The sequence below is a fragment of the Beduini sp. genome (assembly GCF_047239305.1).
GTDB lineage: Bacteria > Bacillota_I > Bacilli_A > Erysipelotrichales > Coprobacillaceae > Beduini.
Window position 1 is genome coordinate 652,974 of record NZ_JBKTEM010000001.1, and the last position, 25,968, is coordinate 678,941.

Consider the following 25,968-nt stretch of genomic DNA (forward strand, 5'->3'; position numbering starts at 1 on the left):
AAGATATCTATAAAAAGAAAAGGAGAGCATAATGACAACAAAAGATTTAAAAGTTAAAAAAAGCTGCATGAGTGCATCTGAGTACCTTTCACTACATAATGATATCATTAAAAACTGCGTCAATGAAACTACCGGGGACATCATCTGGAGTGTAAAAGATATTATTCTGCAAAATACTTTCTTATTATTTTATTTTGATGTTGACCAAGAAATGGACGCTAACGAAGCTTATGCATTATCTTCTCAAGTCTATCCTTGTGCGACTCAGTACGGGATCAATTGCCTGCAATGGGAGTCTCTTGTCGAGACCGTTAATAAAGAACTCAAAGCATTAGAAAAGAAAAACTACAGTAATAAAACAAATCATTTATTTGCAAACTTAAATGCCGTTTTCGCTGAATTGACACGTCTGTTAAATGAATTAGACAGCGATCAGCTATTAATGTCCATTTCTAAAAGTCTGCTTCTAAACGATAATAATCAATTAGTAAAAATGATGGGTAAAATCAAAGAAAAAGAAACAAAAAAAGAAGTACCGAATAAAGATATAGATCCTAAAAATATGAATTAACCTATAAATATCTTATTTCTTATTCTTCATTTATAAAAATAAGAAGATTAAATGCTGGTCTTCTTCAATACAGAAAGGAGGATAGGTTTGGCAAATAATAATTCAATTTATATCGTTCCTGTCTTATCAACAAAAGCAGGAACCATGATACAAGAACAATTAAATCAAATTAAAAATTTATCCATATCCATTGATACAATTTCTTTATCCCCTACTGCGATCCGCACATTATCACAGCAGCTCAATAAACTAATGACCAACAGCCTTTTTGATAAGAACATTTCGTTTATGTCAAAAGAATTGTCGTTGCAGCAAACTTCACCCATGAATACAACATCATACAAACTAAAAAAAGACAGCATCAAAACAAATCAAATCAATTTTCCAATAAAGGGAACGACACAAAAAGAAAGCAATTCTACTTTAGAAAATATTCCTTCATCAACAGCAGCATTAAAACAATCCATTGGCGAAACAAAAAAAGCGATGACTTTGGTTGATTCTTTAAAAAAATCTTTTATAACAACGCTTACGAATAGTCTTAGTGATATGGCAGTTTCATTAGCGATCAATGGATTTACTCAATTAATATCCTCTTTATATAAAACTAAAGAAGAGCTTATTAATGTTGCTGAAGAATCAAAAACACATTATGAAGAAAGCAAAGCGCAATTAAACGATCTAAATACCAAGCTTAATACAAACAATGCGTCTCTCGCTAATATTCAAGGGAAAGGTATCCTTTCCTATACGGATCAAGAAGAAATTAAAAAAATCCAAGAAGCTAATGATGAATTAAAAAAACAAATTATCTTAAAAGAAGAACTACTAAAAAAAGATAGAGAAAAAGCAGCGAAAGATGCTTATGATGTTTCCTTGAAAGGAAATGATTACTTTTATTCACAAAAAGACAGAGAGAATTTTGCCGGTAAAATAAAATTCGATGGTGCTAATGCAGAAAACGGAGAAATGAACATTGATCAAGCCGCAAGTGACAATGCCGGACTTTCTAGCTTAATGGCCTCCTACGATGTACTCCAAAATAAACTTGGAACACTAAAAGAAGGCACTAAAGAATGGCTTGATACCCATAATAAAGTTGAAAACATCACCACCATTGTAACTGGAAGATTAGAAGAAATGTCCAATCTTCTTTCCGCTATGAAACCGGAATATGAGAATATTTTAAACAAACAAATAAACCATCAATTTTTATCCAATGACGAAATTCATATCAAAAATAAATATGAGGATCTCAATTCTTCCTATGATGACATCCTTAAAAGCATGTTTCCAGAACAATGGAATTCAGCACAATTCGATAATATCTTTAACAACTCAGATATTGAATTAACCAAAGAGCGATTGCTCTCCATGCAAAAAGCAGGATCCTTAGATGATCTTGATTTATCACAGTATATAAATTTAGCTAACGCTATTCAAAATGCTAGTTTTTCTTTTGGCGAGGGAGAAGATGCCATTACATCCTTTAAGAATCAACTTGCTTCAATGGCAGATATGGATACCTATGATCCTTATGAATTTGCAAACAAAACAGCAGTAGACGAAACAATCAATCGTTATGATGAGTTATCCGATACATTAACCTCTTTGGCAGATCTGCAAGAGGCTTTAGGTAACAGCTTTACTTTATCAGCTGAGGAAGCTCGCCATTTTGCGGAAATATTTCCAGAAATATTAAGCATGGGTGAAATCACAGGAGATGGCTTACTGCAATTAAATGAAGATCAAGCTAATGCCTTTATTACCGGAAAACAAGAAATGGAAAATAAAGATACACAACAGCGCATTCAGGAATTAGAAAACGCCAAGAACACTTTAGTTGGACTGAAAATCAAAGCAGAAACAGAATTAGAAATAGCACAGCAAGTCGCGAATGGTAAAATGACAATGGAAGAAGGCGCTACTTTAGCGACTTCAGAAGTAAGAAAAAATCTTACTCAATATCTGATTGATCTTGGAATGGATGAAGCCACTGCACAAAAAGCAATAGCCGAAGTCAATGCCGGAAACATTTCTGAGTTTGGCAATGTTGTTGCTGGCGTATCTGAAAAAAATAATGAGAATCTCGTCAATAGCGCGGATGCTTCTGCTATTGGTATTAAAGACAACGCTGAGAATATGTCCACTAGTTTAGATGGCATAGGACACACTGCGGCAAATGTTGCCGGACAAATCGCTAATTTATCAGCTGGTCAAGTCTCTTATACCGGAAAAGCCGCCATCATTGGCGGAGCGGCAGGAACCGGTAAATTTAAATCCTCTACTTACCTTGGCAATTTCAAAGGAACTGATCCTACACCAATCACCGCCCAATATAAAAGTCCTGAAGAATGGGCTTCAAAATTAGAAATCGATATTTCTAAATATACCTCCGCTATTTCAAGTATTGATACACAAATCAATTTATTAAAATCAGCCAATACAGGCGAGCTCTCTAATTTCAGTTCCGGTAAATATACACCCACCAAGACAGGTTCTACAGGCAGTTCATCAAATGGGTATACCCCGCCAAAAGAAGAAAAGCAATATTCAAAAACATTTGATTGGATTACCAATTCCATCAGCCGACTTGAAAATAAGATCAAGCAGCTAGGCAATATAGTATCTAATGTATATAAAACGTGGAGTGAACGTAACTCTGCATTAAATCAGGAAATTACAAATTTAGTTGATGAACTGCAGCTGCAATCCTCTGTTTATGGAGCCTATATGGATCAGGCCAATTCGATTGGCTTATCCGATCATTATAAAAGCCTTATACAAGACGGCTCATTAACCATTGAAACGATTAACGACGAAGCTTTAGCAAAGCAAATTGAAGAATACCAAAAATATTATGAGAATGCCCAGCAGGCATTTGAAAAGATACAAAATTTGGAGAAAGATTTAAGTGATGCTTTCAGTACAAAATTTGAGAATATTACAAAAGAATATGATAATCAATTATCAACCATTGAATTTAAAACGCTCCAATTAAATAAGTACATGGAGATGAGTAAAAATCAAGGCTTTACAACATCTGCGAAATTTTATTCTTACTTAGTAGATCAAACCTTAGAAAATATCAGCTTTTTAGAAAAAGAGAAAGCAGCACTGCAAAACGCTGTTAACGAAGCTATAGACAATAAAACTATGGAAATCGGTTCTGAAAAATGGTACGAACTTACTCAAAAGATTTTAGATGTAGAAAATGCGATCACAGATGCCAATGCATCCCTGATCGATTTTGGAAACAGCATGCGAGATATTGAATGGGATTTATTCGATCATCTGCAAGATACTATTTCACAAGTTACAACCGAATCTGACTTCTTACTTGGTTTATTAGAAAATAAAAAGCTTATATCAAACACCGGTGATTTAACCAATGAAGGAAATGCGGTGATGGGTCTCCATGGAGTCAATTATAACACTTACATGCAGCAATCCGATGAATACGCAAAAAAAATCAAAGATCTTGATCAGCAGTTTCAACACGATTCCTTAAATAGTGATTATTTAAAACGCAGACAAGAATTAGTTGAACTCCAGCAAAAATCAATTCAAAATGCCGAAGATGAAAAGCAGGCCATGGTTGATTTAGCCAGACAAGGCTATGAAACAATGATGAATTCCCTAAAAGAATTGATTGATCAACGCAAAGAGTGGCTACAAACAGAAAAAGATTTATATAATTACCAAAAAGAAATTGCCCAGCGAACAACTGAAATCTCTCAGATTGAAAAGCAATTAGGAGTATATGGTAATGACAACAGTGAAGAATCAAAGAAAACTGTTCAGGAACTTAAAGATCAATTACAGCAAGCTAAAGATAACCTTCAAGACACAGAATATGATCGCTATATTTCTGATCAAGAAGTCTTGCTGGATAAATTATATGAAGAAGCAGAATTATGGCTAAACGAGAGATTTGACAATATTGATCTATGGTTTGGCGAATTGATTGATCAAGTAAATGCTAACTCCGGTCTTATCGGATCTACTCTGACAGATACTGCCCATGATCTTGGTTACACCTTAAGCGGCGCCATGCAAACAATTTTTGGTTTAAATACAGACAAAATGATTGGCAGCAGCAATGGTATTCAAAATACGATAGTAAAATACGGAGATCAGTTCGGCAGTCATCTGACAACACTGCAAACCGCTATTAATAGTATTAAAACAAATATTCAGGCAATGATCGATAAAGCCAATATTAAAGCCGAAAAAGCAAAACAAGAAGCAGAAAAAAAAGCACAGGAAACAAACCGTCCTGCTTCTAATTCCGGATCAAATAATAACAGCGGATCCAATTCCAATGCAAGTAATTCCGGCACGAATACAGGCAGCAATAATTCCAATAATTCCTTAAAATCAATCTTCGTTTCCAAAAAAGATTCCTATCCTAAAAACCAGCTTAATCGTTACACCTCTATCGTTGATGCTTTAAAATACTATGATTTTGACAGCAGTTTTGCAAGATGCGAAGAATACTATCGAAAGCTTGGCGGAGGCGGAACCTACATTGGCTCTTATGCACAAAACACTTGGATGCTAAGCAAATTCAGAGGCATCATGGGTTACAGCAAAGGAGGCATTGTCGGCGAATTACAATCAATTGCGCAAGGAAATGGCGATGACATGTTAACAATCAACACCCTTAAGCGCGGAGAAGGAATTATTCCATTAGCTTTAATGCCTTCCATGCAGTCTTTAATTAACGGACTTCCAACATTAAACAAAGCAATGGAACAGATTCAAGGTAATGGATACACCTCATCTAAAGAACTTAACCATCTGTATTTAGATAATTTATCGGTAACTTTGCCTAATATTACAAATTATAAAGAATTCAGAAATGCTATGTTGAATGATAATAATCTAATGAGTGTTATAAAATCGGAAATCGGTACAGAATTAGGTTTTGGAACTAAACTGCAGAAAAATCGATATAAATTTTAGAGGGGATCTCCCCTCTTTATCTTATTAAAGTAAAGGGGAATCATATGTGGAGTAAAAAAAAGAAAATGGAAATAAACAACCATAATTTAAAAACGAGAATCCATCAATTAGAAAAAGAAAAGAAGTCACTAAATGATGAACTGCTTAGTAAAAAAGAGGTCATTGAATCTTCGATCCATGCCTATCAAGCGATGCTGGTTCAATTAGAAAATGCAATTAACGCTGTAAACACAGAAAAAAGAAACGCAGAAAAATATAAACAGGATTATATAAAAGTATTAAATGAGATTAACAAATTAAAAATACACTATCAAAATACAGTCGAAATGAGTATTAAAGATATTCAAAAGAAATTAGGTGATCATAGATAATGTTATTTAATGATTTTAATTACAGAGACAAAAATCTATCTGATTTTAATTGTCTTATATGTAATTTCAATGGAAATTCAGGTGTAAATATTACTGCTGGATCTTCATTAAGTTTCACCTCTTTTAAACAACGATCAAATAATCGCTTTATGATCGCTGAAAGCAAGTTTGATCAGCCATTATCCGCAACTTTTCAAATCTGTAAAAACAAAGAGAATGGACTGTTATCAGAATTTGATTTAGATGAGGTTAGAGAAATTACAGAATGGCTGCAAACAGAAAAATATTTTGAGTTTCAGCCCTTTGAAGAAGAATATGATGATATTTTTTATGAAGGGACTTTTACAACGATCTCCCCGATCACTTTTAAAACTAAGATATACGGCTTAGAACTCACTTTCATGACAGACTCTCCTTGGGCACATGGTAAGAAAAGGACCCTTTGCTGTGATTTTACAAAAGATGCTCAATATGAGTTCATCTTAGATACAGATCGCATTGGCTCTTGCTATCCCCTATCCATGTCTATCGAGTTAAAAGAAGCGGGTGATTTTCTTTTTTTTAATCACTCTGAAGAAAACCGTGTCATGAAAATTGCTAATTGCAAAGAAAATGAGAGGATTGAGGTCGATTACACAAATTTTTCCATCTATTCCAGCCTAGAACACAATGTCAAAAAGGATTTTAATTATATATTCCCACATTTAAATAAATCCTATGATTCTTCTTTAAATAAAATATCTTGCAATAGAAAATGTCTGATTAAACTTTCTTATTTTCCAATTAGAAAAACGGTGGTGGTATAGTGAATAATAAAAGCCTTAACACTTTGCCAAAAGATATTCTAGGTAATACGGAAGAATTAAAACTTGTAGTCGCTGATAAAATGTTAGAAAAACATGGCATCATTCAAAATGTAATGAATACAAAAATTTCATTTAACTTTAATGCGGCAGATGAAATATATGCAGACATCTATAAAGAACTCGATGGTATTTCGTGCAGACAATGGGATCAGCTTACTTCTCTTAAAACGATTTATATTCCTGAACCTGCCGGATATTATGAAGCAAAAATATCATTAGACGAAAATGATTCAACCATAAAACATTTAAGTGGAATCAGTTTATGTGAAGCAGAACTCAGTCAAATTAACTTATATAATATTGAAATCAATACTAAGAATGATATTTTAAGAGAAGAATATACGATCCCTACTACATTTTATAATGAGGAATACCCGAAAGCCTCATTATTAAATCGGTTAATGGAAAAAATTCCCCATTATTCCATCGGTTATGTCGCATTATCGCTAAGGAAAGTTCAAAAAACATTTACCTTTGACAATATCAGTATATACGATGCTTTGATGGAGATTGCCGATGAAACAGAATGTTTATTTCAATTTGACAGTCTTAATAGAACGATAAATGTTTATGACCTACTGTATTATTGTAAGCACTGCGGGCATCGTGAAGATCAAATGAAGATCTGTTCTAAATGCGGCAATGAACAGATTATGGAACCCTATGGTGAAGAAACCTCTATATTTATCAGTACAGATAATATCGCTGAATCGATCAGTCTTGAAGATAATGCTGACCAAATAAAAAATTGCTTCCGCTTAAAAGCCGGCGATGAATTAATGAGTGCGACGATCAGAAATTTAAATCCTAACGGTTCAGATTATATCTATTATTTCTCAGATGATATGAAACAAGGTATGCCTAAAGCGCTAGTTGACAAACTGCAAGATTATGATGTTTTATATAACTGTTATTTAAATGAATATCAAATTCATTGTGATAATGATCCATTAAAAGAAAGCTTTAATGCATTAGTCAAAAAATACAATCATCATTCCTATGCCAGTTACAAATACGATGATGATAACAACAAAGTGCTGACTGATAATGCATTCGTTGAAATAGATGATGCTCAAGTAGGTTATGCTTATCTCACCAGCCTGAATTATAGTATTATCGATTTCAAATATTATTTGGAATCTGGCTTGCTGCCTACGGTTTTAGATGATGAAAAAACAGCTCAAAAAGAATTAGAAAAAGTGCTGCTCAAAGAGATCAGTCCGATCGGATTATCCAAAGTCAGTGCATCAACCAGTCAGCAAACAGCAGAAAGTGCAATTAAGAATTACATACAATTTATCTTATCACAGGGATATACCGCTACACTACAGACTGAATCATTTGACTATTTAGGACAAAATAATTCAGGTATTTACGAATGCCGTTGGTCTGGTAAAATTCATATCTATAAATATTCTGACAAGGAAGATTCTTTTCTTTCTGACACTTTGACCATTATTATTAATAATGAGTATGAGATCTATTTAAAACAAAAGATCGAAAAGGAATTATCCGATGATGAAGAACATGGAAGTATTTATGATCTTATCAATATTCCATATTCTGACAGTGAATCTCAATTCAAAACTGCTTTGTGTTATTATTCTAAAAATCGCCTATTATCATTTTCAGATGCTTATGAAGCCGCTTTAAATATCTTAGCTGACCTAGGTCAGGGACAATATGGAGCGAGTTTCTATGAAAGCTTTTATGTTCCCTACTTTAATCGCAAGAATCTAATCAAAAAGGAATATGATCTGCGAGTTGATGAATTAAAAAGATGTACAGATACACTTTCAATGATAGAAAAAATAAAGAGTGATATTGCTGAGGTATTGGATTTAAAGTTATTTCTAGGACATTCACTATGGACACTGTTTAATACTTATCGCAGAGAAGATACCTATGAAAATCAGAACTATGTCTCTGCCACGCTAAACAACAGTCAAATGATTGCTAAAGCGGAAGAATTTATTAAAATAGCTTCACAAGAACTAATGAAATCTTCTACCCATCATATCAATATTACCGGACAATTCAAAGATTTTCTTTCAATAGAACAATTTAGAAATCATGTTGAACAGCTTCAGCTAGGCTGCTGGATTCATCTTTCCATAGATGATTATGTATACAAGGTTCGCTTGATCAGCTGTGAAAAAGCATTAAATTCACAAGATAATATCCCCTTAATTTTTTCATCGACAACAAAAACGAATCATCTGTTATCTGATATCGAAAATATATTAAATTCTGCCAAAAGCATGTCAACCAATTACTCTTACACTACTCATCAGGCATCACAGGGAGCAGAAGGTAATGCAGTCGTACAAGATTGGCTTAAAGAAGGATTGGACCTAACAAAACTAAAAATCTTTAACGACAAGAAAAGAAAAGTTACTACGGATAAAAATGGGCTTACTTTACGCGCATACGATGATATAGAAGATGTTTACGAACCGGAGCAAATGAAACTGACTGAAACTTCAATCTTACTTACTGATGATGATTGGGAAACCGTTAAAACAGCAATAGGGAAGTATTGGTATATTGATCCCCTCACAAACGAAAAAAAGGCTACCTATGGTATAAATGCTGAAACTTTGATTGGGAGATTAATTATTGGTGAGACTCTAAAATTATCAAGTAAGAGTGGTACGATGATTTTCGATGAGAATGGGTTAACGCTGAATTCAACGAATAAAGATGGCAAATATCAAAAAGTCTTTACTATTCAAAAAGATGGTAACAATATTGTTTTTATAGATAATAATGGAGCATTAAATTTAAAAGATATTATAGCAAGTGGATTGATAAATGGCTCAACTATAAAAGGAAGCACAATTTCTGGTGGAATGATTAGTGGCTCTACAATTAATGGTAATACCATTACAAATGGTTCTAACTTTACTGTTGATACTATGGGTAAAATGAAAAGTATTAACGGAGATTTTCAAGGGAAAATAACTGCAAAAAGTGGTATGATCGGTGGATTAGATGTTTCGGCTAATGCACTATCATATGTAGTAGAAAATACATCTTATGATGATCCAGAGGTTACTGGTAAGGTATATGGAAATTTTAATCTTTATATGAAAAAAACTGGTGCAACTGACAAATTTTTCGGTTGGAAATTCACAGCTAAAAATGATCCCAAATTTAGTGATGGAACAGTCTTAGTTGACACAGGATTTTCATCTTTCGGTATGACCGGAGTTAAAACCATATCAGCTAAATCCATAAGTCTTATGGGACTTACTTCCGCAATTAGTTCGCTTGGACAAGCAACGTGTTCATCTCTAATTGTTAATGGCACTAAAAGTCGTATTGTGCAAACACAAAATTTTAGTACAAGATTACTTAATGCTGTGGAATCACCTGATCCAATATTTGAAGACAGTGGTATTGGCTATATTGCTGCAAATGGGGAGTGTATTATTTATATTGATCCTATTTTTAGAGAAACAATTAATTCAAAAAATCAATATTATATACAGTTAACAAAATGTGGCTTAGGTGATATATATGCAAAAAAAATGTATCCTGATTACTTTATTGTTGGTGGAACTTCTAATTTAAAATTTTTTTGGAATATAAAAGCTAAACAGCTTGGATATGAAAATAATAGATTAGTTAAAGATTCAACAAAAGTTTCAGATACAGTAACTAAGCTAAACAAGGATACGATACAAGAAATTTACAACAAAGAAAATAGTTTTGTAGGAGAAGTATCTAATTTCTTTACTTCTTATTTACAAAGATTGGAGAATTATTATGAATAAAACAATTATTACTAGTTTCACCTCTATGATGACTTCTGAAGGAGAAACCATCGCTTATACCTATTCCGTTATTAATGAAGACGGTGAAAAAATCATTGAAAATGCTAGACGGTCTCTTGTCTTAGTTAATGATCAACAGGTTCATTTAATCAGACAAATGAAAGATTTTCTTTTAACAAAAGTTGGAGATTAAAATAATGTTTCAAATCACACAAAATGGATTAACATTAGAAAAAAATTTTGAAACATTCCCCACACAATATAGTGAAAATGTTAAAGTAGCCTTTATAAGAGATCCAGTGTATAACGATCATATTATTATTCCATTTATTGCCTATGGAAATAATAAACAATATGTCACTACACCTAAAATGCTCACTGACGATACTCTCGTCTTTCCAAAAGAGGTATTTGAAGAAAGTGGAATCATTGCCCTATCCTTCTCTATTGCTCAAGATGATGAAGTAAAGAATACAAATGTAATTAATATTCGAGTGAATAAAAGTTCTGGTAAAAGCAATACTCTTCCAGCTGACGAAGAGACATGGAAAATGGTATTGAGTGATTTCTTGATGCAAGAATTACGTGATCACATTAATCCCGCGATAGAGACAGTTTTAGAAGACACAAGAAAATTACAGGACATTGCTGCATTGCAGCAAGATACAATAGACAAATTAGTTGCTGACAACAATGCACGTTTAGATAATTTATATAATACAACCAGCGAAAATGTGCAATCTCTTATTGATGCAACAACAAATACTACACGAGAATTAATGAAGGAAGCTAAACAGCAACAAGAAACGGCTTCTGATCAGCAAGCCTTGACAGAGCAACAACAGACGAATACTACCAACTTGCAAGAAGAAGTTATAAGACAACAATCAGAAGCAAAAAAACAGCAGGGGGAAGTAAATAAATTAATAAAGACTTCAACAGATCAACAAACCACCATTACAAAACAACAAGGGAAAATAAATGATTTAATTACGGAAGCTGAAAATCAGCAAACCGCAGCTACTAACCAACAGATGAATGCCTCTAATTTACAGAAAGAAGCGGCTAAGCAACAAGGCGAAGTCAATGCCCTTATATCAGTGGCAGAACAGCAACAGGATAATACCGATAAAATGCAAAGTACTTTAACTATCAATTTAGAAGAATACAAGCGTATGCTCGATGCCGGAGAATTTATTCCGGAACACAAATGGGAAGGTACCACGCTTTATTTTAAAAATTCTGATGGTACATGGGGAGAAGGAGTTCCCATAGATAGTCCGGATTTGCTGAAATATATGCAAAAAAGCGGGGGTACATTTACAGGAAGTGTCACAATGGCTAGTGGAGTAAAAATACCAAATAACATATCGATCTTTGGAAAAACTACACTTGGCACATATGCAAATTTAACAAAAGTATCGAGTGACGATAAAATTTATATGGGTACAGTAACCCTGCCATCACAAATTAATTCATCTGTCGCACCGGTTTGGAGTGATGGATCATCTAAACATAAATTTATTTTTGAAGGAGATCACACAACGCCTGTAGGAGTAATATCTCAATTCGCTGGGGAAACGGCTCCGAGTGGCTACTTATTATGTCAAGGACAGGCAATTAGTAGAACTGAATACGCTAAATTATTTGATGTTATTAGCACTAAATATGGTGCTGGTGACGGAAGTACAACGTTTAATTTACCTGATTTAAGAAGCCGCATTCCAGTTGGAATGGATGACCAAGATAACGATTTTAAAACACTAGGGATTACCGGTGGAGCCAAAACAGTCACACTTACGACCAATCAAATTCCAGCACATAATCACAGTGCTACGACTACAGTGAACAGTGGCGGTGCTCATACGCATAGTGCATCAAACACAAGCGCAGGAAGTCACGCACATACTTCAACAAGTGATAGCGCTGGCGGACATACACATACCATTAATAATAGTGGAAACTTGAATATTCCGTTATATGTTGATGGAAGTGCTACAGACAAAAATAGATTAAAATATTATCCCTATGGTCAACCATATTCTGTGGAACGTAGTTTAATCACATGGGATGAAGGAACCCCTAATCATAGTATATCGGCTATTGGTGGTAATCACGCTCATAGTATGGGAAGTGGTGGGGTACATACACACACTGTTACAGTTGCATCTAATGGTGCACATAGTCATACCATTACAGTTAGCAGTGGCGGCGCTCATACGCATACTGCAACAACAAACATCGGTAACACTGGTGACGGACAGGTTCATAATAATATGCAGCCGTATATTATATTGAATTATATTATTAAATACTAATTTTTTATTAAAACCTTATTTATAATCTGACTTACAATATTAAAAATCAATATTTTCCATGATATTAAAAAAATCTATAAAATAAACAAACATAGAAAGGAGAATAAATGAACTATATTATTACACAAAACGGATTAACATTAGAAAAAAATTTTGAAACATTTCCAACACAATATAGTGAAAACGTTAAAGTAGCCCTTATAAGAGATCCAGTGTATAACGGACATATTATCATTCCATTTATTGCCTATGGAAAAAACAAACAATATGTCACTACACCTAAAATGCTTGAAGATGACACTCTTGTCTTCCCAAAAGAAGTATTTGAGGAAAGTGGAATAATCGCTTTATCCCTGTCAATTGCTCAAGATGATGAAGTAAAGAATACAAACGTGATTAATATTCGAGTGAATAAAAGTTCGGGAAAAAGTAATCCTCTTCCAGCTGACGAAGAGACTTGGAAAATGGTATTAAGTGATTTCCTGATGCAAGAATTACGTGATCACATTAATCCCGCAATAAAAACGATTTTAGAAGACACAAGAAAATTACAGGACGTTGCTGCATTGCAGCAAGATACAATAGACAAATTAGTCGCTGACAACAATACACGTTTAGATAATTTATATAATACAACCAGTGAAAATGTTCAGTCTCTTATTGATGCGACAACAAACACTACACGAGAATTAATTGACAATGTAAATCAAAAAGTATTAAACGGTGATTTCAATGGTTTGACCATTCTAAATGGTATAGGTGTTCCCAACCCATCTCTAGGAAGAAATGGCGATAGTTATATTAATACTGAAGAAGTCGGTGACTATGCCCAGTATCTCTTTATTAAAGTAAATGATGTATGGGAGCCGCAGTTCAAAATAGTAGGGAAAAATGGAACAGATACGCTTCCTATTGGAGCAGAAGTTTTAATTGATGCCGATCAACCTACTCCTCCCGGATATGAGGAAGTAGATGAAACCTATGAAGCATCAGAAGTCTTTTTAGAAAATGGTAACACAGTTGAAGGTTATTTAAGCACTATAGATTTAGATGGTAATGTGCAAAAATCTATGTCTATGGCTACAATACGAGACAGCTCTAAAGAAATGGTTAAAGTACAACTAACAGATAGCACAGGTAAAGCAGTGATGATTGAAACCAGTGCAGATCAAGTGTATATCGACAATGATACAAAACTAAGTGATGTATTAAATGGTCAAACATTTTATATAAAACAAGAAAATGGCTTACTTTATATTGGTAACTACACAGAATGGGTAGAAGCTGGTAAACCATCTATACAATAGGAAAAAATTAAACTATGAAATATAGGAGACAAGGTAAAATATGACGAAAGCAATCCCTACACTAGAAAGTTTTGAAGTTATCGAAAATGAAAATGGAGCAGCTTTAAAACTCCCAAATGGATTCATGATATGTTATCATAGAAAATATTTTAATTTAGGAACTTTTGTTGCAAATGGCACAGGTTTTAGAAATACAATAAGCGATCCATTTATCTTTCCTGTACCTTTTGTAGACAATCCAACAATAGTTACCTCCACAGCGAATGACGGTGATTATAAATATTGTAGTGTGATAGGCGTAATAAGAAATCAAACTAAAATATCATCGGTAACTTGCTCGGCTGATACCAGCACAGCAGGAATTGTGACTATACAATACACCGCATTTGGTAAATGGAAATAAAAGGAGATAACAAAGATTGATAATTAAAAAGAAAAAAAGAATTAGAAAAGTAACACAAATAACAGCTTTAAATGATGGTTCGATTATTAACTCAATAGATTCTGATTCAATGACAGATGCGCCAAGTATAAATGCTGTTAATAGAAGCTTTTTAAGTAAAACTAATCCTGTATTAGAAAATAATGTTAGTTTCAAAGGTAAAAAGAATGATGGATCAGAAGTGGATATTTTATCCGTAATTGACAATGATATTGTAGTAAACACTGCAAAACTTAAAAGCTCAGTTCAACCAGTTTGGGAGAGTGAAACTGAAACAAAGAAGTTGCTTGTAGAAGGAGATGCCGCAGTTGGTGATACGTTACCTGTAGGAAGCGGTTTTTTATATACAGGAGAAGAACCTGTCCCAGATAACTATAAAATTGCAGAGCCACCATTTAGTAATCCTAATTTATTAATCAATGGTGATTTTCAGATTTGGCAAAGGGGTGAAAGTGTTCTTGCACCTAGTTCGGGATCATATGCTTGCGATAGATGGCAAATACACCGTGGAACTTCTACTGTATCAGAAATATTGTTTCAAAAGGATGAAAAAGGAATAAGTGTCTTCGGGGATAATCAAATCGGGTTACTACAACATGTAGAACTGGTTAAATCAAGAGTATTAAATAAAGTATTTACTTTTTCATTCTCTGTAGATGGCAAAAAATACGTTGATACATTTTCTTTAAACACTGTTAGCAATGGTGTTGATGGTAATATGCATAATGCTTATTTTGCGGATGGTAATATTTTTACAGAAATTTACATGGATAGTGGTACAAGAGGATTAATTGCAGGAATTCATTTAAAAAATAAAAAGACGAATATTATAAATTGGGCTAAGCTTGAGTATGGTGAACTAGCGACGCCATTTGTACCAAAGTCTTACAGCGAAGAACTGGCTCTATGTAAAAGGTTCGGACGATATATTTATATTTCATTTTCTAGTAACGCTGCCATTACTGGGCAAACAATTCCAATGACAATTAATTTTGATATTCCATTCAGAGTCAGTCCTACAATTACCGCCATTGATTCAGGCGAACTTATTAACACAAATAGTCCTGTCTTTGGAAGAACTCCTAATTATCTTCTTGTTAATTTAGTATCTTTAACAAGTGGTCTTGTTAGGATATACAAAACTAAGTATTGGGCAGACGCAGAAATTTATTAGGAGGTATTAAATGGCACAATATATACAAAAGAAATTCCAACAAACTCCACTAAACGTAGGTAAAGTAGAAGATTCATTAGAATCCAATTCTACCCAAAACGCCCCCTCTGTTCGTGTAGTAAGAACAATAGATGATCGAGTAACCACACTAGAAACAGACGGAGTTGTTGGAGATACATTACCAGTCGGTACAATAATTGATTATCAAGGGGATATTGCTAATATACCAACAGGATATAAAGTTTATGATTATGTTCCAAGAAAACAATTACTAATAAATAATGATTTTCAAGTTAATCAAAGAGGAAGCAGTGAATATAAATTAAATATCCTTGCAGCAAAATTAACAATGGATATGTGGTATTTGCAGTCAACAACAGGTGTAACGAGTGCAAAATTAACATCAACAACAAATAGCATCAAAATAATATCCAATGTCACTGTTGGACTAGGACAATATATTCCTATGGATTTTGTTCCAAACAAAACGTATGCTATATCTTTTAAATTTGATAATATAGTTCGCTATTGTACTTTAATTGTAAAAGAAAAAGATGTCACTTATTCTTTCGACTATGGAGGGAAGAATACAATGAACTTAGCTTATATAAGTAATAAGAATGCATTATTGCTAGTTACCTTTATTAAAGACTCTCAAGAACATACATTTGAATATATCGACCTATTCGAGGGGGATATTGCTTATCCTCATGTAAAAGAAGATTATCCAATAGCATTAGCAAGGTGCACAAGATATTTACAACTTATACATGGATGCGTGCCGATTACTTATGCGTATAGTAACAATTTTTATTTATTTAACACAGGTTATAGTCCAATGGCCAATATACCAAGTATTACATCTTTTGATTGTTGGTCTTACAATTCAAGTGGGGGAAATATTAATTATAAATCTTATAATTCACTTGCCTTAAACAAAATAAGAATTCAACTGCGCGCAGAATTTGCGGAACCATTAACTGTAATGGCATGTATCTATGATATAACATTGTCTTGTGAACCATTATAGAAAGGAAGCCTAAATATGAAATTAATTAAAACGTCTCAAAAAGCTCCCATACAAGCTGTCACAGAAACGACTTTAGAAAGTAATAGTAATATCAATGCGCCTACAATAAAAGCCGTTGTAGACAATCTATATCGCCCTAATCTATTAGTCAATGGTGATTTTCAATGTAACCAAAGAGGACTGAGCAGTTACATGAGTGCTGGTAATACCATATATACAGTGGATATGTGGAGAATAAACAAAATGTCATTAACGGTAGAGAATGACGGAATTACTATAACAAACACGGACACAACGACACATGGTTTAGTCCAAATATTAAACAACCCATTAACAAATGGAAAATATACTGCAACAGTTAAAGTAGCTTTGGTCACAGGGGATGTATTATTATATGGAGTTAAGAAATTAGAATCCGGAATAAACATTTTTACGTTTGATTCTGCGATTGTTAGTAAGGATCGATTAAATATCGATGTACAGCCAAATTCTTCGGTTAAGTTAATATATTGTGACTTATTCGAAGGGACAATCGCTTACCCACACATTAAAGAAGATTATACTGTTGCATTAATGAGGTGTCAAAGATACGTTATATTTTATGACGGTATTTATGCAGATTCTAATATTACAGCTTCTAATAAGGCTAAAAATGATTTGTTGAATTTTAATATGTGGCTACCGTCTGATTTATCGGGAGCAACGACATCTATAGAAGCCGCTATTGCATATGCTGGAGGGACACAGTTTAATTATACTTTAAAAACTTTTAGCACAGAAGCTCTTAAAAATCGTGTGAGATTACGATTTAAAAAAACAGATGAAACTTCTTTCCCTATTGAAACAGATACCGAATATAGCGTATCAATAAGAAATTTATTAATAACTAAAGAACCATTATAGAAAGGAGATAAATAATGTACAAAGTATACGCAAAACTAGATACAAATAATTGTATCATCAGTATTGAAGGAACTGCTTTCCATACTGAACAAGAATTAACAGATCAAGGATACATCTATATTGATGAAGGAGAAGATGGGGATGTTTATGGGCATTGTCAACCTAATTATTTAATTAGAAAATATGGCTACCCCATTATTGATGCTCAATTCAGATACAACTATAAATTAGTAGATATGATCCCTACTCTTTTAACCGATGAAGAAAAGGAATCACTATATTCCCCTGTTACTTATCAACCAAGCGAACAGGAGAAAATCAATTCTCAGCTCATATTAGAAATCGCAAAGTTAAAGGCAGGTATCAAATAATGGAATATAAAATTATAAGAGAATATTATAATATGAAGCTATTTGCTGATGCAGATTTAGCCCTGTTTGTATCATGTGGTTGGATCACTCAAGAAGAAAAACAAAATATTATTAAGAATACATAATAAATCAGAGATACTTTAATCTAAGTAGGGTACAGCTAGTCAAAACGACTGGCTTTTAAATACAATTTTATAAGGAGACACCATGTCTGAGTTTATTAAATATATTCAAGACAATTATACATGGCTTGCTGGTCTTCTTGCAGGCATTGGAGTAATTATACAGATTACACCTATTAAAATTAGCCCCTACTCTACCCTTTCAAATTGGATTGGTTTGGCATTTAAATGGTCTGGCAAAAAGCTGAATCAAGATATGATGGAAAACATAACCACAATTCAATCTGAAATAAAAGAAGTAAAAGAAGAATTAGACAAGCACATTGTAGAAAGTGATATAAAAGAGGCTAAGAGAATTAGAGGTGAAATTTTAGATTTCGCTAATTCCTGCAATAATGGAAGAAAGCATAAAATGGAAGAATATGAACATATCATGGATATTTATGTGGACTATCACGATTATACAGAGCGCAGAGGAATAAAAAACGGTTATCTCGATGAACAATACAATTATATTCTGGATGTATTCAAACAATGTCGTAGAGATAACTCATTTTTATAATACTAGAACGTATCTGCAAGATTAATACTGCCTTACAGAGCGTTCTTTTTATATTGGAGGATAACTAATATTGTTACAAACAATTTTAAATGATATGAAAACAATTATGGCAGTATATGGTGTTTTTGTAATGGCATATGGAGCTAATATTGTATTAAGTCTTTATAAAAATTTGAGCATTAAAAAAGAACAATTTAGTTTTAAAAAATTATTTAAAGGATTGGTACAATTTGCAGTATTAATTCTAGGAACTTTGATGTTAGTCGCTTCGGTAGATTTAGCTATTATCTTTATAGGCGGAACTAGTACTGAATGGGGAGAAATAGTTAATATAGCTAGTATTGTTTTAACCATTGGTTTAGCCATCGCTAAATACATCAAAGAAGCTTATACAACATTACAAGACATTTTAAATGTTACAAAATGAGGAGGAAAACCGAATGGCGAAAATTTTATTAATCAGCGGACATGGTGCTGGTGATGCAGGAGCTTGCGGTAACGGATATAGAGAAGCAAATTTAACAAGAGAATTTGTGAATATCCTCGCTCCTAAACTTAGTAAATATGCTGTTGTAGATGTATACGATCAAAATAGAGATGCATTTCAAGATTTATGCAAGGGCTGCTTAAATATTAGCAATGCCTATACATACATATTAGAGGTGCATTTTAACAGTGCTTCAAGTGCTGCTTATGGGTCAGAAATATACGTTGTTCATGAAGAATCAGGCATTACCGTAGAACAAGAGATTATGAAGCATATGGCAAATTTTTTCACTTTACGTGATAATGATTCAATGTTTGATGGTGTTAAGCGTGAGAATTTCGGTGTTATTAACAGAGTTCATAGTTTAGGAATGAGCGGTGCTTTATTGGAAGTTTGTTTTATTTCAAATGCTTCTGATATCCATACATATCAATCTAACAAATATGCAATTGCAGATGGTGTCGTTCAAGGAGTCGTTGACGGATTTGGTTTAACTCTATCGAATGATCAAACATCTCCTCTCCCTACTCCAAACAATTCAACTCATGTTCAAGCTTATAGTATTGGTGACATTGTTAGATTTAGCACTTGCTATACAAGTTCAAACGCACCTATTAGCGAACATTTAAATGCCTCTGATATGGCAAGAGATACAGGAACGATTACTAAAATCATTGCAGATGCAAAAAATCCTTATCTATTAGATCAAGGATTATGCTGGGTTAATGACGGTGATATTCGAGAAGTGCTGAATGCTTCTACTCCTTCAGCTGAGTCTAATACTGGAACGGTAACATTCCCTCAATCTGGGGGAGCGTGGAACGTGTATCCACTAGGTGCAGCGCCCATTTACGGAAATCAGATTGGGCAGATTAACCCGGGATATTATGGAGACTTAACATATGTTATCGTTGATCAACCACAAACAAATGTAGTTACGATCGACACTGAGACTTTTGGTCGTGTAAATGTTTATGCTTCATTAGATGACGGCGTCAAATTCAGCTAATGGTATAGGATAGAAAGAAATTATCTTTCTATCCTATTTTTTTGAATTCACACTGTTTCCTCTATCCATTAAAATAGATATTCTCATCTCTTTATTTAAATATTTATACAGAGGCGTTGCACAATACTGGTATATTTTTTTATTAATTGGTATAATAAATACATTAAGGAGGTTAGTTATGATAAAAATTGAAATCGTTCAAGACTTTATTAATCCTGATGAAGAACTCACAAAAGAAAAATGTGCCATGTATATACGACACATCAATGATACACTTAAGCAAGCTCGAGCTTCTATTTATGATTTGTTTTTAGGAGGTAAAAGTTTAAGATATGCGATCTATATTCTAGCATTCTCCATGATGCTTTACTTTATTTTTAAACAGCCCTTTATTCTATCCTTAACCCTATTTGAGATTGCTGGATATCTTCTGCTTTCGGTATCATTAAGTGAGTACCTTACTAAAAAATTAAAAAGCAGTTTAAAAGTTCAGCGTAAGTATTTTATTGATCAATTTGAAAAATTATAGTTTTAGTTAACTAATAAAAGGATGTCCCCTAGAAATCAGGGGAACATCCTTTTTACATTATTCAATACTCTTTAAAGACTCAATCATATCAATTTCATCCAAGCTCTTACGCATGATCCGGTTGATAATAAACGTAAATAGAACCGTCAAGACTAAGGCATAGACATAACTCATTAAATCCAAAGAACGATAAAACATCGTTGCATCAATTTCTACTGTACGAATAACGAACTGATGCAGCAGAGTTCCAAACATTAATCCTAAAACTGCGCCAATGCCAGACAAGAGAATATTTTCTCTAAAAACGTAATCATAAACTTCTTTCGGATAAAAACCCAGCACCTTTATTGTAGCAATCTCATTCATACGTTCTTGTATGTTGATATTGGTTAAATTATATAAAACGACAAAGGCAAGTATCGCTGCCACCACAATGATAATCACCACAACGATATCGATACTTTTGATCATCGTATTAAAGTTTTCACTTGCAGAAGATATGAACTGTACACTCTTGACATGCTTTTGTTCCTTTAAAACAGTAGCAAGCGGATCTTCCAGCTCTGTATTATTATCTTTCATTCTAAATAAAATCTGATTATAGGTTAATGTTTCCTTAGTTAAATTTTCATACATCGTTTTTGACATATATACATAGTGTCCATAATAGTTCTCACATATATTCGAAACCGTTACTGAATAGGGTTGAGCGTGAATAGTTAACGTAATTTTTTCTCCTAACTTCACTTTCAATAACTCCGCGGTTTTCTTACTGATGATAACTCCATCGTCTTCTAAAGGCAATTCATTAAGATCATCATCATAGTAATGAACCAGATCATTATAACGTTCTGATAACACTCTAAATGTTCCATTTAACTCTTTGGCATGTTTTGAAGAAGTGATAGCTGTTGATTTTTCACTGATCGCCATTGCTTTTGCCACATTATATTGAGCACTGACATTATTCACCACTTCCGTTAAATTGTCACTGTCGATTTCAGCATCTAAACTGACACTGCCATCAAAGTTCCATATTTCATTGAACTGTAGTGGGATAATCTGTTTAATAGAATTTTTAATACCAAATCCAGTCACAATCAAAGCACTGCAGCCGGCAATCCCCGCAATAGACATAAAGAAACGTTTTTTATAGCGGAACATATTTCTGACCGTAACTTTCTGATTAAAGTTCAGGCGCTTCCAAATCACATTAATCTTTTCTAAGAAGATACGTTTACCTAATTTCGGCGGTTTAGGACGAAGAAGTACTGCCGGATTACTGTTTAATTCAGCATAGATCACATAAGCCGTAACCGCTAATGTAATGATTACCGAAATAAACAGTGTTAATGGAATAATATACGGAGTTAAATGAATATGAATCGCCGCATTTACCTGATAAAGCAGACTCGTATATAAATAATAGATAATGTTTGTAAAGAAAACTGTACCAAAGGCAATCCCCAATATGCTGGCAAAGAACGTAGCTAATAATACATATTTAATATATAAAAGCATGACATCTTTTTTGGAATATCCTAATGCTCTCAGCGTTCCGTTTTGCAGACGCTGCTCCTCCACCATACGTGTCATCGTGGTCAGCGAAACTAATGCTGCGACTAAAAAGAACATTAATGGGAACACCTTCGACAATGCATCCATTGCCTGTGTATCATTTTGATAACTGACAACCCCGGCATTTTCATTTTTCGTCAGCGAGTACAGAACACCGTCAGGAATATCCTTGATTTTCTGCTGTGCCTCATCAATCTGTATTTTCGCATCGTCCAACTGTGCTTTTGCCTCTTCTAACTGCCGAGTCGTATCGATCTCTGTATTTTCTAAAGCTGCTTCTTGTTTCTGCACTTCCAAAGAAGCCTGCTCTAATTCATTATTGGCTTTCGTTAATTCGACATTGGCATTGATCAGCTGCTTAACACCATTTAATGTCGTCTGCAGTTTCTCACTCATGACATTCACTTTGTCTTTTAATTCTTCTAAGCTTTTGTTTGCTTCCTGATTGATTTGATCCAATGATCCCTCAATCTGATCCTGAGGCGGCAAAACCGGATCAACAGGTTTATCTGGCAAAGCAACATCTACTTTTGGAATCGCATTGATCTCTTCTTGATATTGTTTGATTTTCTGATTTAATGAGTCAATTTCCCCTCCCGCTGTAGCTGTCTGTTCATTCAGCTGACTCTGCGCATCTAATAATTGTTTTTTATTTTCAATGATCGCTATTTTTCCTTCCAGCAATTGAATTTTAGCGTTATTGATTGTCTTAGTGAATTCTTCTTTATTACGATTATATTCCTCTAATCCATCTTCATATTCTTTTAACGGACCGCTTAGTTCATCTTCATAACGTCCGACAATTTCTTTTTTTGTCTTTACCAAATCATTTTGCAGCATATCCGTAATATTCGCTTTTACCGTGCGGGTCACATCATCATACTGATTATCAAAATAACCAATCGTCTGACTTACTTCATACCCCACCACAATTTCATTATAAATATTTTCATGATTACGCAGATCTCCTAATTCACTTGGAATCGCAAGTGTTTTTATGTCATTGTTTCTTGCGATAATGAACCCTTCATTTTCAGCATTCGTATAAGAGTTTGTCCCTCTTTGAATATTTGAAATATAACGAGAATCATGAACAATTCCCACTACTTTCAGATTCAACTCACCAGTATCATTTTGAATGGTGATCGTTTTATCTAATAAATCCAAATCTTCGAGACGGGCATCAATAAGACATTCACCATCATTTTCAATGTTGCGTCCCTCGATAATATCCGGTGAATAAAACCTCTGAGTCTGTCCATGAGCAATCACATTCACTTCTTTTTTTAGGTCTTCCTGTTTTAAAACAACATCGGTTCGATAAGCCCCTTCAATTTTGCTGACTCCTTCGATGGACGCAATCTTATCAATATCGGACTGCGTAAAGCCAAAAGAAGAAATAAGATTTAAATCACCATAGTCATGCTGCTTTAAATAAGCATCCATCGATTTTTGCATTGTGATCGGCGTATTTCTTAATCCGGCAAAAAAGGAAGCCCCTAAAAAAACAATGACAAAGATAGAAAGAAAACGAGATTTTGTTTTTCTAAGACCTCTTCTAAAAACCAGTTGATAAGCTTTTTTCTTCATCTTACCACTCAATCAAATCAATCGAAGTAGGTTCCGGATTCAATTCCATATCTTCTACTTTCCCATTCTTCAAATGAATGACACGATCTGCCATCGGTGCAATGGCTAAGTTATGGGTAATCACCACAACCGTCATTTGATAGCGATCCGCCATTTCTCTTAATAGTTTTAAAATAGTTTTACCGGTTTTATAGTCTAAGGCACCTGTCGGCTCATCACAAAGAAGCAGTTTAGGATTTTTAGCGATTGCACGAGCAATAGCAACACGCTGCTGTTCTCCTCCGGATAACTGTGCCGGGAAGTTAGCTTTACGTTCATCTAGCCCCACACGATCCATCACTTCGTTAGAATCCAATGGATTTTTACAAATTTGCGAAGCTAATTCAACATTTTCCAAAGCCGTTAAATTTTGAATCAAGTTATAGAATTGAAATACAAAGCCAATATCATCACGACGATATTTTGTCAGCTGCTGCTGATCAAAGCCGGCAATATTCGTATCATCCACATAGATCGTTCCGCTAGTTGGCGAATCCATTCCTCCTAAAAGATTTAGGATCGTAGTTTTCCCTGCTCCGGAAGCTCCCACAATCACCACAAACTCTCCTTGATTAATTTCAAAGTTAACGCCATCACTGGCATTAATCGTTACTTCTCCCATGACGTAAGACTTTCTAACGTCTTTAAATTCAATAAATGAGCGCATATTCATCCTCGCTTTCTTTCTTCTATCATGTTAATATAATAGCATAAAACCCAATTAGATTAAAGGAAGGATACCTATGAAAATAATTATTATGAGTGATTCTCATCTGAAAAATGATACAGTGATGTCCATTATCGCACATCATCCGGATGCCGATTATTACATTCACTGTGGTGATGTCGGAAAACCGATTGACCAAAAAAGCATTCCTCATTTCTATATTGTCAAAGGAAACAATGATTACAGTGATTTTCCTAAAGAGCTGCTGCTGACCATTGATCACAAACAATTTTTCATCACTCATGGTGATACCTATCAGGTCGATTTTGGTTTAGAAAAACTTCATCATGCCGCACAAAAAAAGCAGGCAGATTATGTTTTATACGGGCATACTCATCATCCCTGCAAACAAGTGATCGGCTCTATTACCTTCATCAATCCCGGCAGTGTAACCTTTCCTCGTGGTGGACAGATTTTTGTTCCCAGCTACTGTATTTTAGAAAATGATGAAGCTCATTTTTACCACGCCAAAACATTCGAGACTATCGACCATTTATTCGAACCTAAAAAAAGAACCTCTTTATTCAAAAGGCTCTTTGGTAAATAATTATTTTTCAATTAAATAGTCATATTTTTCAACCGCTTCGGTTTCTCCTAAGACTAGGAAATGATCTCCATCTTCAATCACGTAATTTGGATCTACAGACAATACCAATTTTTCCTGATTAGCGTAGCGAATCGCTAAAATATTCATTTTATAGGCAGAACGGACATTCAATGTCTTTAAGGTTTTGCCAATCCAGCTTGCCGGTGCTTTCATTTCAATAATACTATAATCATTATCGACTTCAATAATATCGATAATGTTTTTTCTTACCAAGCTTTTTGCGACACGTTCACCCATTTCTTTTTCAGAACGCACTACACGATCCGCTCCTATCTTCAATAAGATCTGCATGAACTGTTTGTTTTTTGCTTTGGCTAAAACATATGGAACACCCAATTCCTTCACATTCATTACTGAAAGCATGCTTTCTTCTAAGTGATTCCCAATCGCTACAATAACGGTATCGAACTCACCGATTCCCAAACTGCGCAATTCATTAATGTCTGTCGCATCCGCCTGAACCGCTTTTGTGACAGTGTTGGCAATACGTTCCACACAAGTGATATCACGATCGACTGCTAATACTTCATATCCCATTTTAGCTAAGCTTGAGGCAATCGTTGAACCAAAAACTCCTAAACCGATAACTGCAAATTGTTTTCTTTTGTTTGACATAAC

Annotated in this window: 22 protein-coding genes; 19 read left to right on the top strand and 3 right to left on the bottom strand. The window is 34.1% G+C overall.

All coding sequences use genetic code 11. The features are described from left to right. Positions 1–31: 31 nt before the first annotated feature. From ACLRVU_RS03345 to ACLRVU_RS03430, 18 genes are all read left to right on the top strand, one after another. Complete coding sequence (locus tag ACLRVU_RS03345) at positions 32–571, top strand: hypothetical protein (RefSeq protein WP_412890693.1); 540 nt, start codon at positions 32–34, stop codon at positions 569–571. An 87-nt stretch (positions 572–658) separates the two neighbouring features. Then, positions 659–5,539, top strand: coding sequence for a hypothetical protein (locus ACLRVU_RS03350; protein WP_412890694.1), 4,881 nt, complete (start codon positions 659–661; stop codon positions 5,537–5,539). Positions 5,540–5,583: 44 nt separating this feature from the next. Next, the gene (locus ACLRVU_RS03355) at positions 5,584–5,910 is read left to right on the top strand and encodes a hypothetical protein (RefSeq protein WP_412890695.1); all 327 of its coding nucleotides are present in this window, start codon (positions 5,584–5,586) and stop codon (positions 5,908–5,910) included. Continuing rightward, a complete protein-coding gene (locus tag ACLRVU_RS03360) occupies positions 5,910–6,716 on the top strand; it encodes a phage tail domain-containing protein (protein ID WP_412890696.1) in 807 nt (268 codons plus the stop codon). The genes ACLRVU_RS03355 and ACLRVU_RS03360 overlap by 1 nt, the downstream gene beginning before the upstream one ends. Beyond that, the gene (locus ACLRVU_RS03365; protein ID WP_412890697.1) at positions 6,716–10,555 is read left to right on the top strand and encodes a hypothetical protein; all 3,840 of its coding nucleotides are present in this window, start codon (positions 6,716–6,718) and stop codon (positions 10,553–10,555) included. Before ACLRVU_RS03360 ends, ACLRVU_RS03365 begins: the two co-directional genes overlap by 1 nt. After that, a complete protein-coding gene (locus ACLRVU_RS03370) occupies positions 10,548–10,748 on the top strand; it encodes a hypothetical protein (protein ID WP_412890698.1) in 201 nt (66 codons plus the stop codon). The genes ACLRVU_RS03365 and ACLRVU_RS03370 overlap by 8 nt, the downstream gene beginning before the upstream one ends. Before the next feature lie 4 nt (positions 10,749–10,752). Next, the gene (locus ACLRVU_RS03375) at positions 10,753–12,873 is read left to right on the top strand and encodes a tail fiber protein (RefSeq protein ID WP_412890699.1); all 2,121 of its coding nucleotides are present in this window, start codon (positions 10,753–10,755) and stop codon (positions 12,871–12,873) included. Between the two features lie 107 nt (positions 12,874–12,980). Then, positions 12,981–14,180: a hypothetical protein gene (locus ACLRVU_RS03380; protein WP_412890700.1), complete on the top strand. Its 1,200-nt coding sequence runs from the start codon at positions 12,981–12,983 to the stop codon at positions 14,178–14,180. A gap of 40 nt (positions 14,181–14,220) precedes the next feature. Next, positions 14,221–14,583: a hypothetical protein gene (locus ACLRVU_RS03385; protein ID WP_412890701.1), complete on the top strand. Its 363-nt coding sequence runs from the start codon at positions 14,221–14,223 to the stop codon at positions 14,581–14,583. A gap of 16 nt (positions 14,584–14,599) precedes the next feature. Then, positions 14,600–15,796 (top strand): hypothetical protein, encoded by a 1,197-nt coding sequence (locus ACLRVU_RS03390; RefSeq protein ID WP_412890702.1) that lies wholly within the window; start codon positions 14,600–14,602, stop codon positions 15,794–15,796. Positions 15,797–15,806: 10 nt separating this feature from the next. Continuing rightward, positions 15,807–16,826 (top strand): hypothetical protein, encoded by a 1,020-nt coding sequence (locus ACLRVU_RS03395; protein WP_412890703.1) that lies wholly within the window; start codon positions 15,807–15,809, stop codon positions 16,824–16,826. Between the two features lie 15 nt (positions 16,827–16,841). Further along, positions 16,842–17,729 (top strand): hypothetical protein, encoded by an 888-nt coding sequence (locus ACLRVU_RS03400; protein ID WP_412890704.1) that lies wholly within the window; start codon positions 16,842–16,844, stop codon positions 17,727–17,729. A 14-nt stretch (positions 17,730–17,743) separates the two neighbouring features. Beyond that, positions 17,744–18,100, top strand: a complete 357-nt coding sequence (locus ACLRVU_RS03405; protein WP_412890705.1) for a hypothetical protein — start codon at positions 17,744–17,746, stop codon at positions 18,098–18,100. Further along, entirely contained in the window at positions 18,100–18,225 is a 126-nt protein-coding gene (locus tag ACLRVU_RS03410) for an XkdX family protein (protein WP_412890706.1), read from the top strand. Before ACLRVU_RS03405 ends, ACLRVU_RS03410 begins: the two co-directional genes overlap by 1 nt. An 82-nt stretch (positions 18,226–18,307) precedes the next feature. Continuing rightward, a complete protein-coding gene (locus tag ACLRVU_RS03415; RefSeq protein WP_412890707.1) occupies positions 18,308–18,784 on the top strand; it encodes a hypothetical protein in 477 nt (158 codons plus the stop codon). A 70-nt stretch (positions 18,785–18,854) separates the two neighbouring features. Then, positions 18,855–19,211: a hypothetical protein gene (locus ACLRVU_RS03420; protein ID WP_412890708.1), complete on the top strand. Its 357-nt coding sequence runs from the start codon at positions 18,855–18,857 to the stop codon at positions 19,209–19,211. Between the two features lie 13 nt (positions 19,212–19,224). Then, positions 19,225–20,280: an N-acetylmuramoyl-L-alanine amidase gene (locus tag ACLRVU_RS03425; RefSeq protein ID WP_412890709.1), complete on the top strand. Its 1,056-nt coding sequence runs from the start codon at positions 19,225–19,227 to the stop codon at positions 20,278–20,280. A gap of 178 nt (positions 20,281–20,458) precedes the next feature. After that, positions 20,459–20,809, top strand: coding sequence for a hypothetical protein (locus tag ACLRVU_RS03430; RefSeq protein ID WP_412890710.1), 351 nt, complete (start codon positions 20,459–20,461; stop codon positions 20,807–20,809). Positions 20,810–20,866: 57 nt separating this feature from the next. On the opposite strand, the gene ACLRVU_RS03435 is transcribed toward ACLRVU_RS03430, so the two are convergent. After that, positions 20,867–23,977 carry an FtsX-like permease family protein gene (locus ACLRVU_RS03435; protein ID WP_412890711.1) on the bottom strand — a complete coding sequence of 1,037 codons (3,111 nt, stop codon included), beginning with the start codon at positions 23,975–23,977 and terminating at the stop codon, positions 20,867–20,869. Position 23,978: 1 nt separating this feature from the next. After that, positions 23,979–24,683 (bottom strand): ABC transporter ATP-binding protein, encoded by a 705-nt coding sequence (locus ACLRVU_RS03440; RefSeq protein WP_412890712.1) that lies wholly within the window; start codon positions 24,681–24,683, stop codon positions 23,979–23,981. 76 nt (positions 24,684–24,759) lie between these two features. Between ACLRVU_RS03440 and ACLRVU_RS03445 the strand changes: the two genes are divergently transcribed. Next, positions 24,760–25,290 carry a YfcE family phosphodiesterase gene (locus tag ACLRVU_RS03445; RefSeq protein ID WP_412890713.1) on the top strand — a complete coding sequence of 177 codons (531 nt, stop codon included), beginning with the start codon at positions 24,760–24,762 and terminating at the stop codon, positions 25,288–25,290. Here ACLRVU_RS03445 and ACLRVU_RS03450 read toward each other — a convergent pair whose 3' ends face one another. Continuing rightward, positions 25,291–25,965 (bottom strand): potassium channel family protein, encoded by a 675-nt coding sequence (locus tag ACLRVU_RS03450; RefSeq protein WP_412890714.1) that lies wholly within the window; start codon positions 25,963–25,965, stop codon positions 25,291–25,293. Between the last annotated feature and the right edge of the window lie 3 nt (positions 25,966–25,968).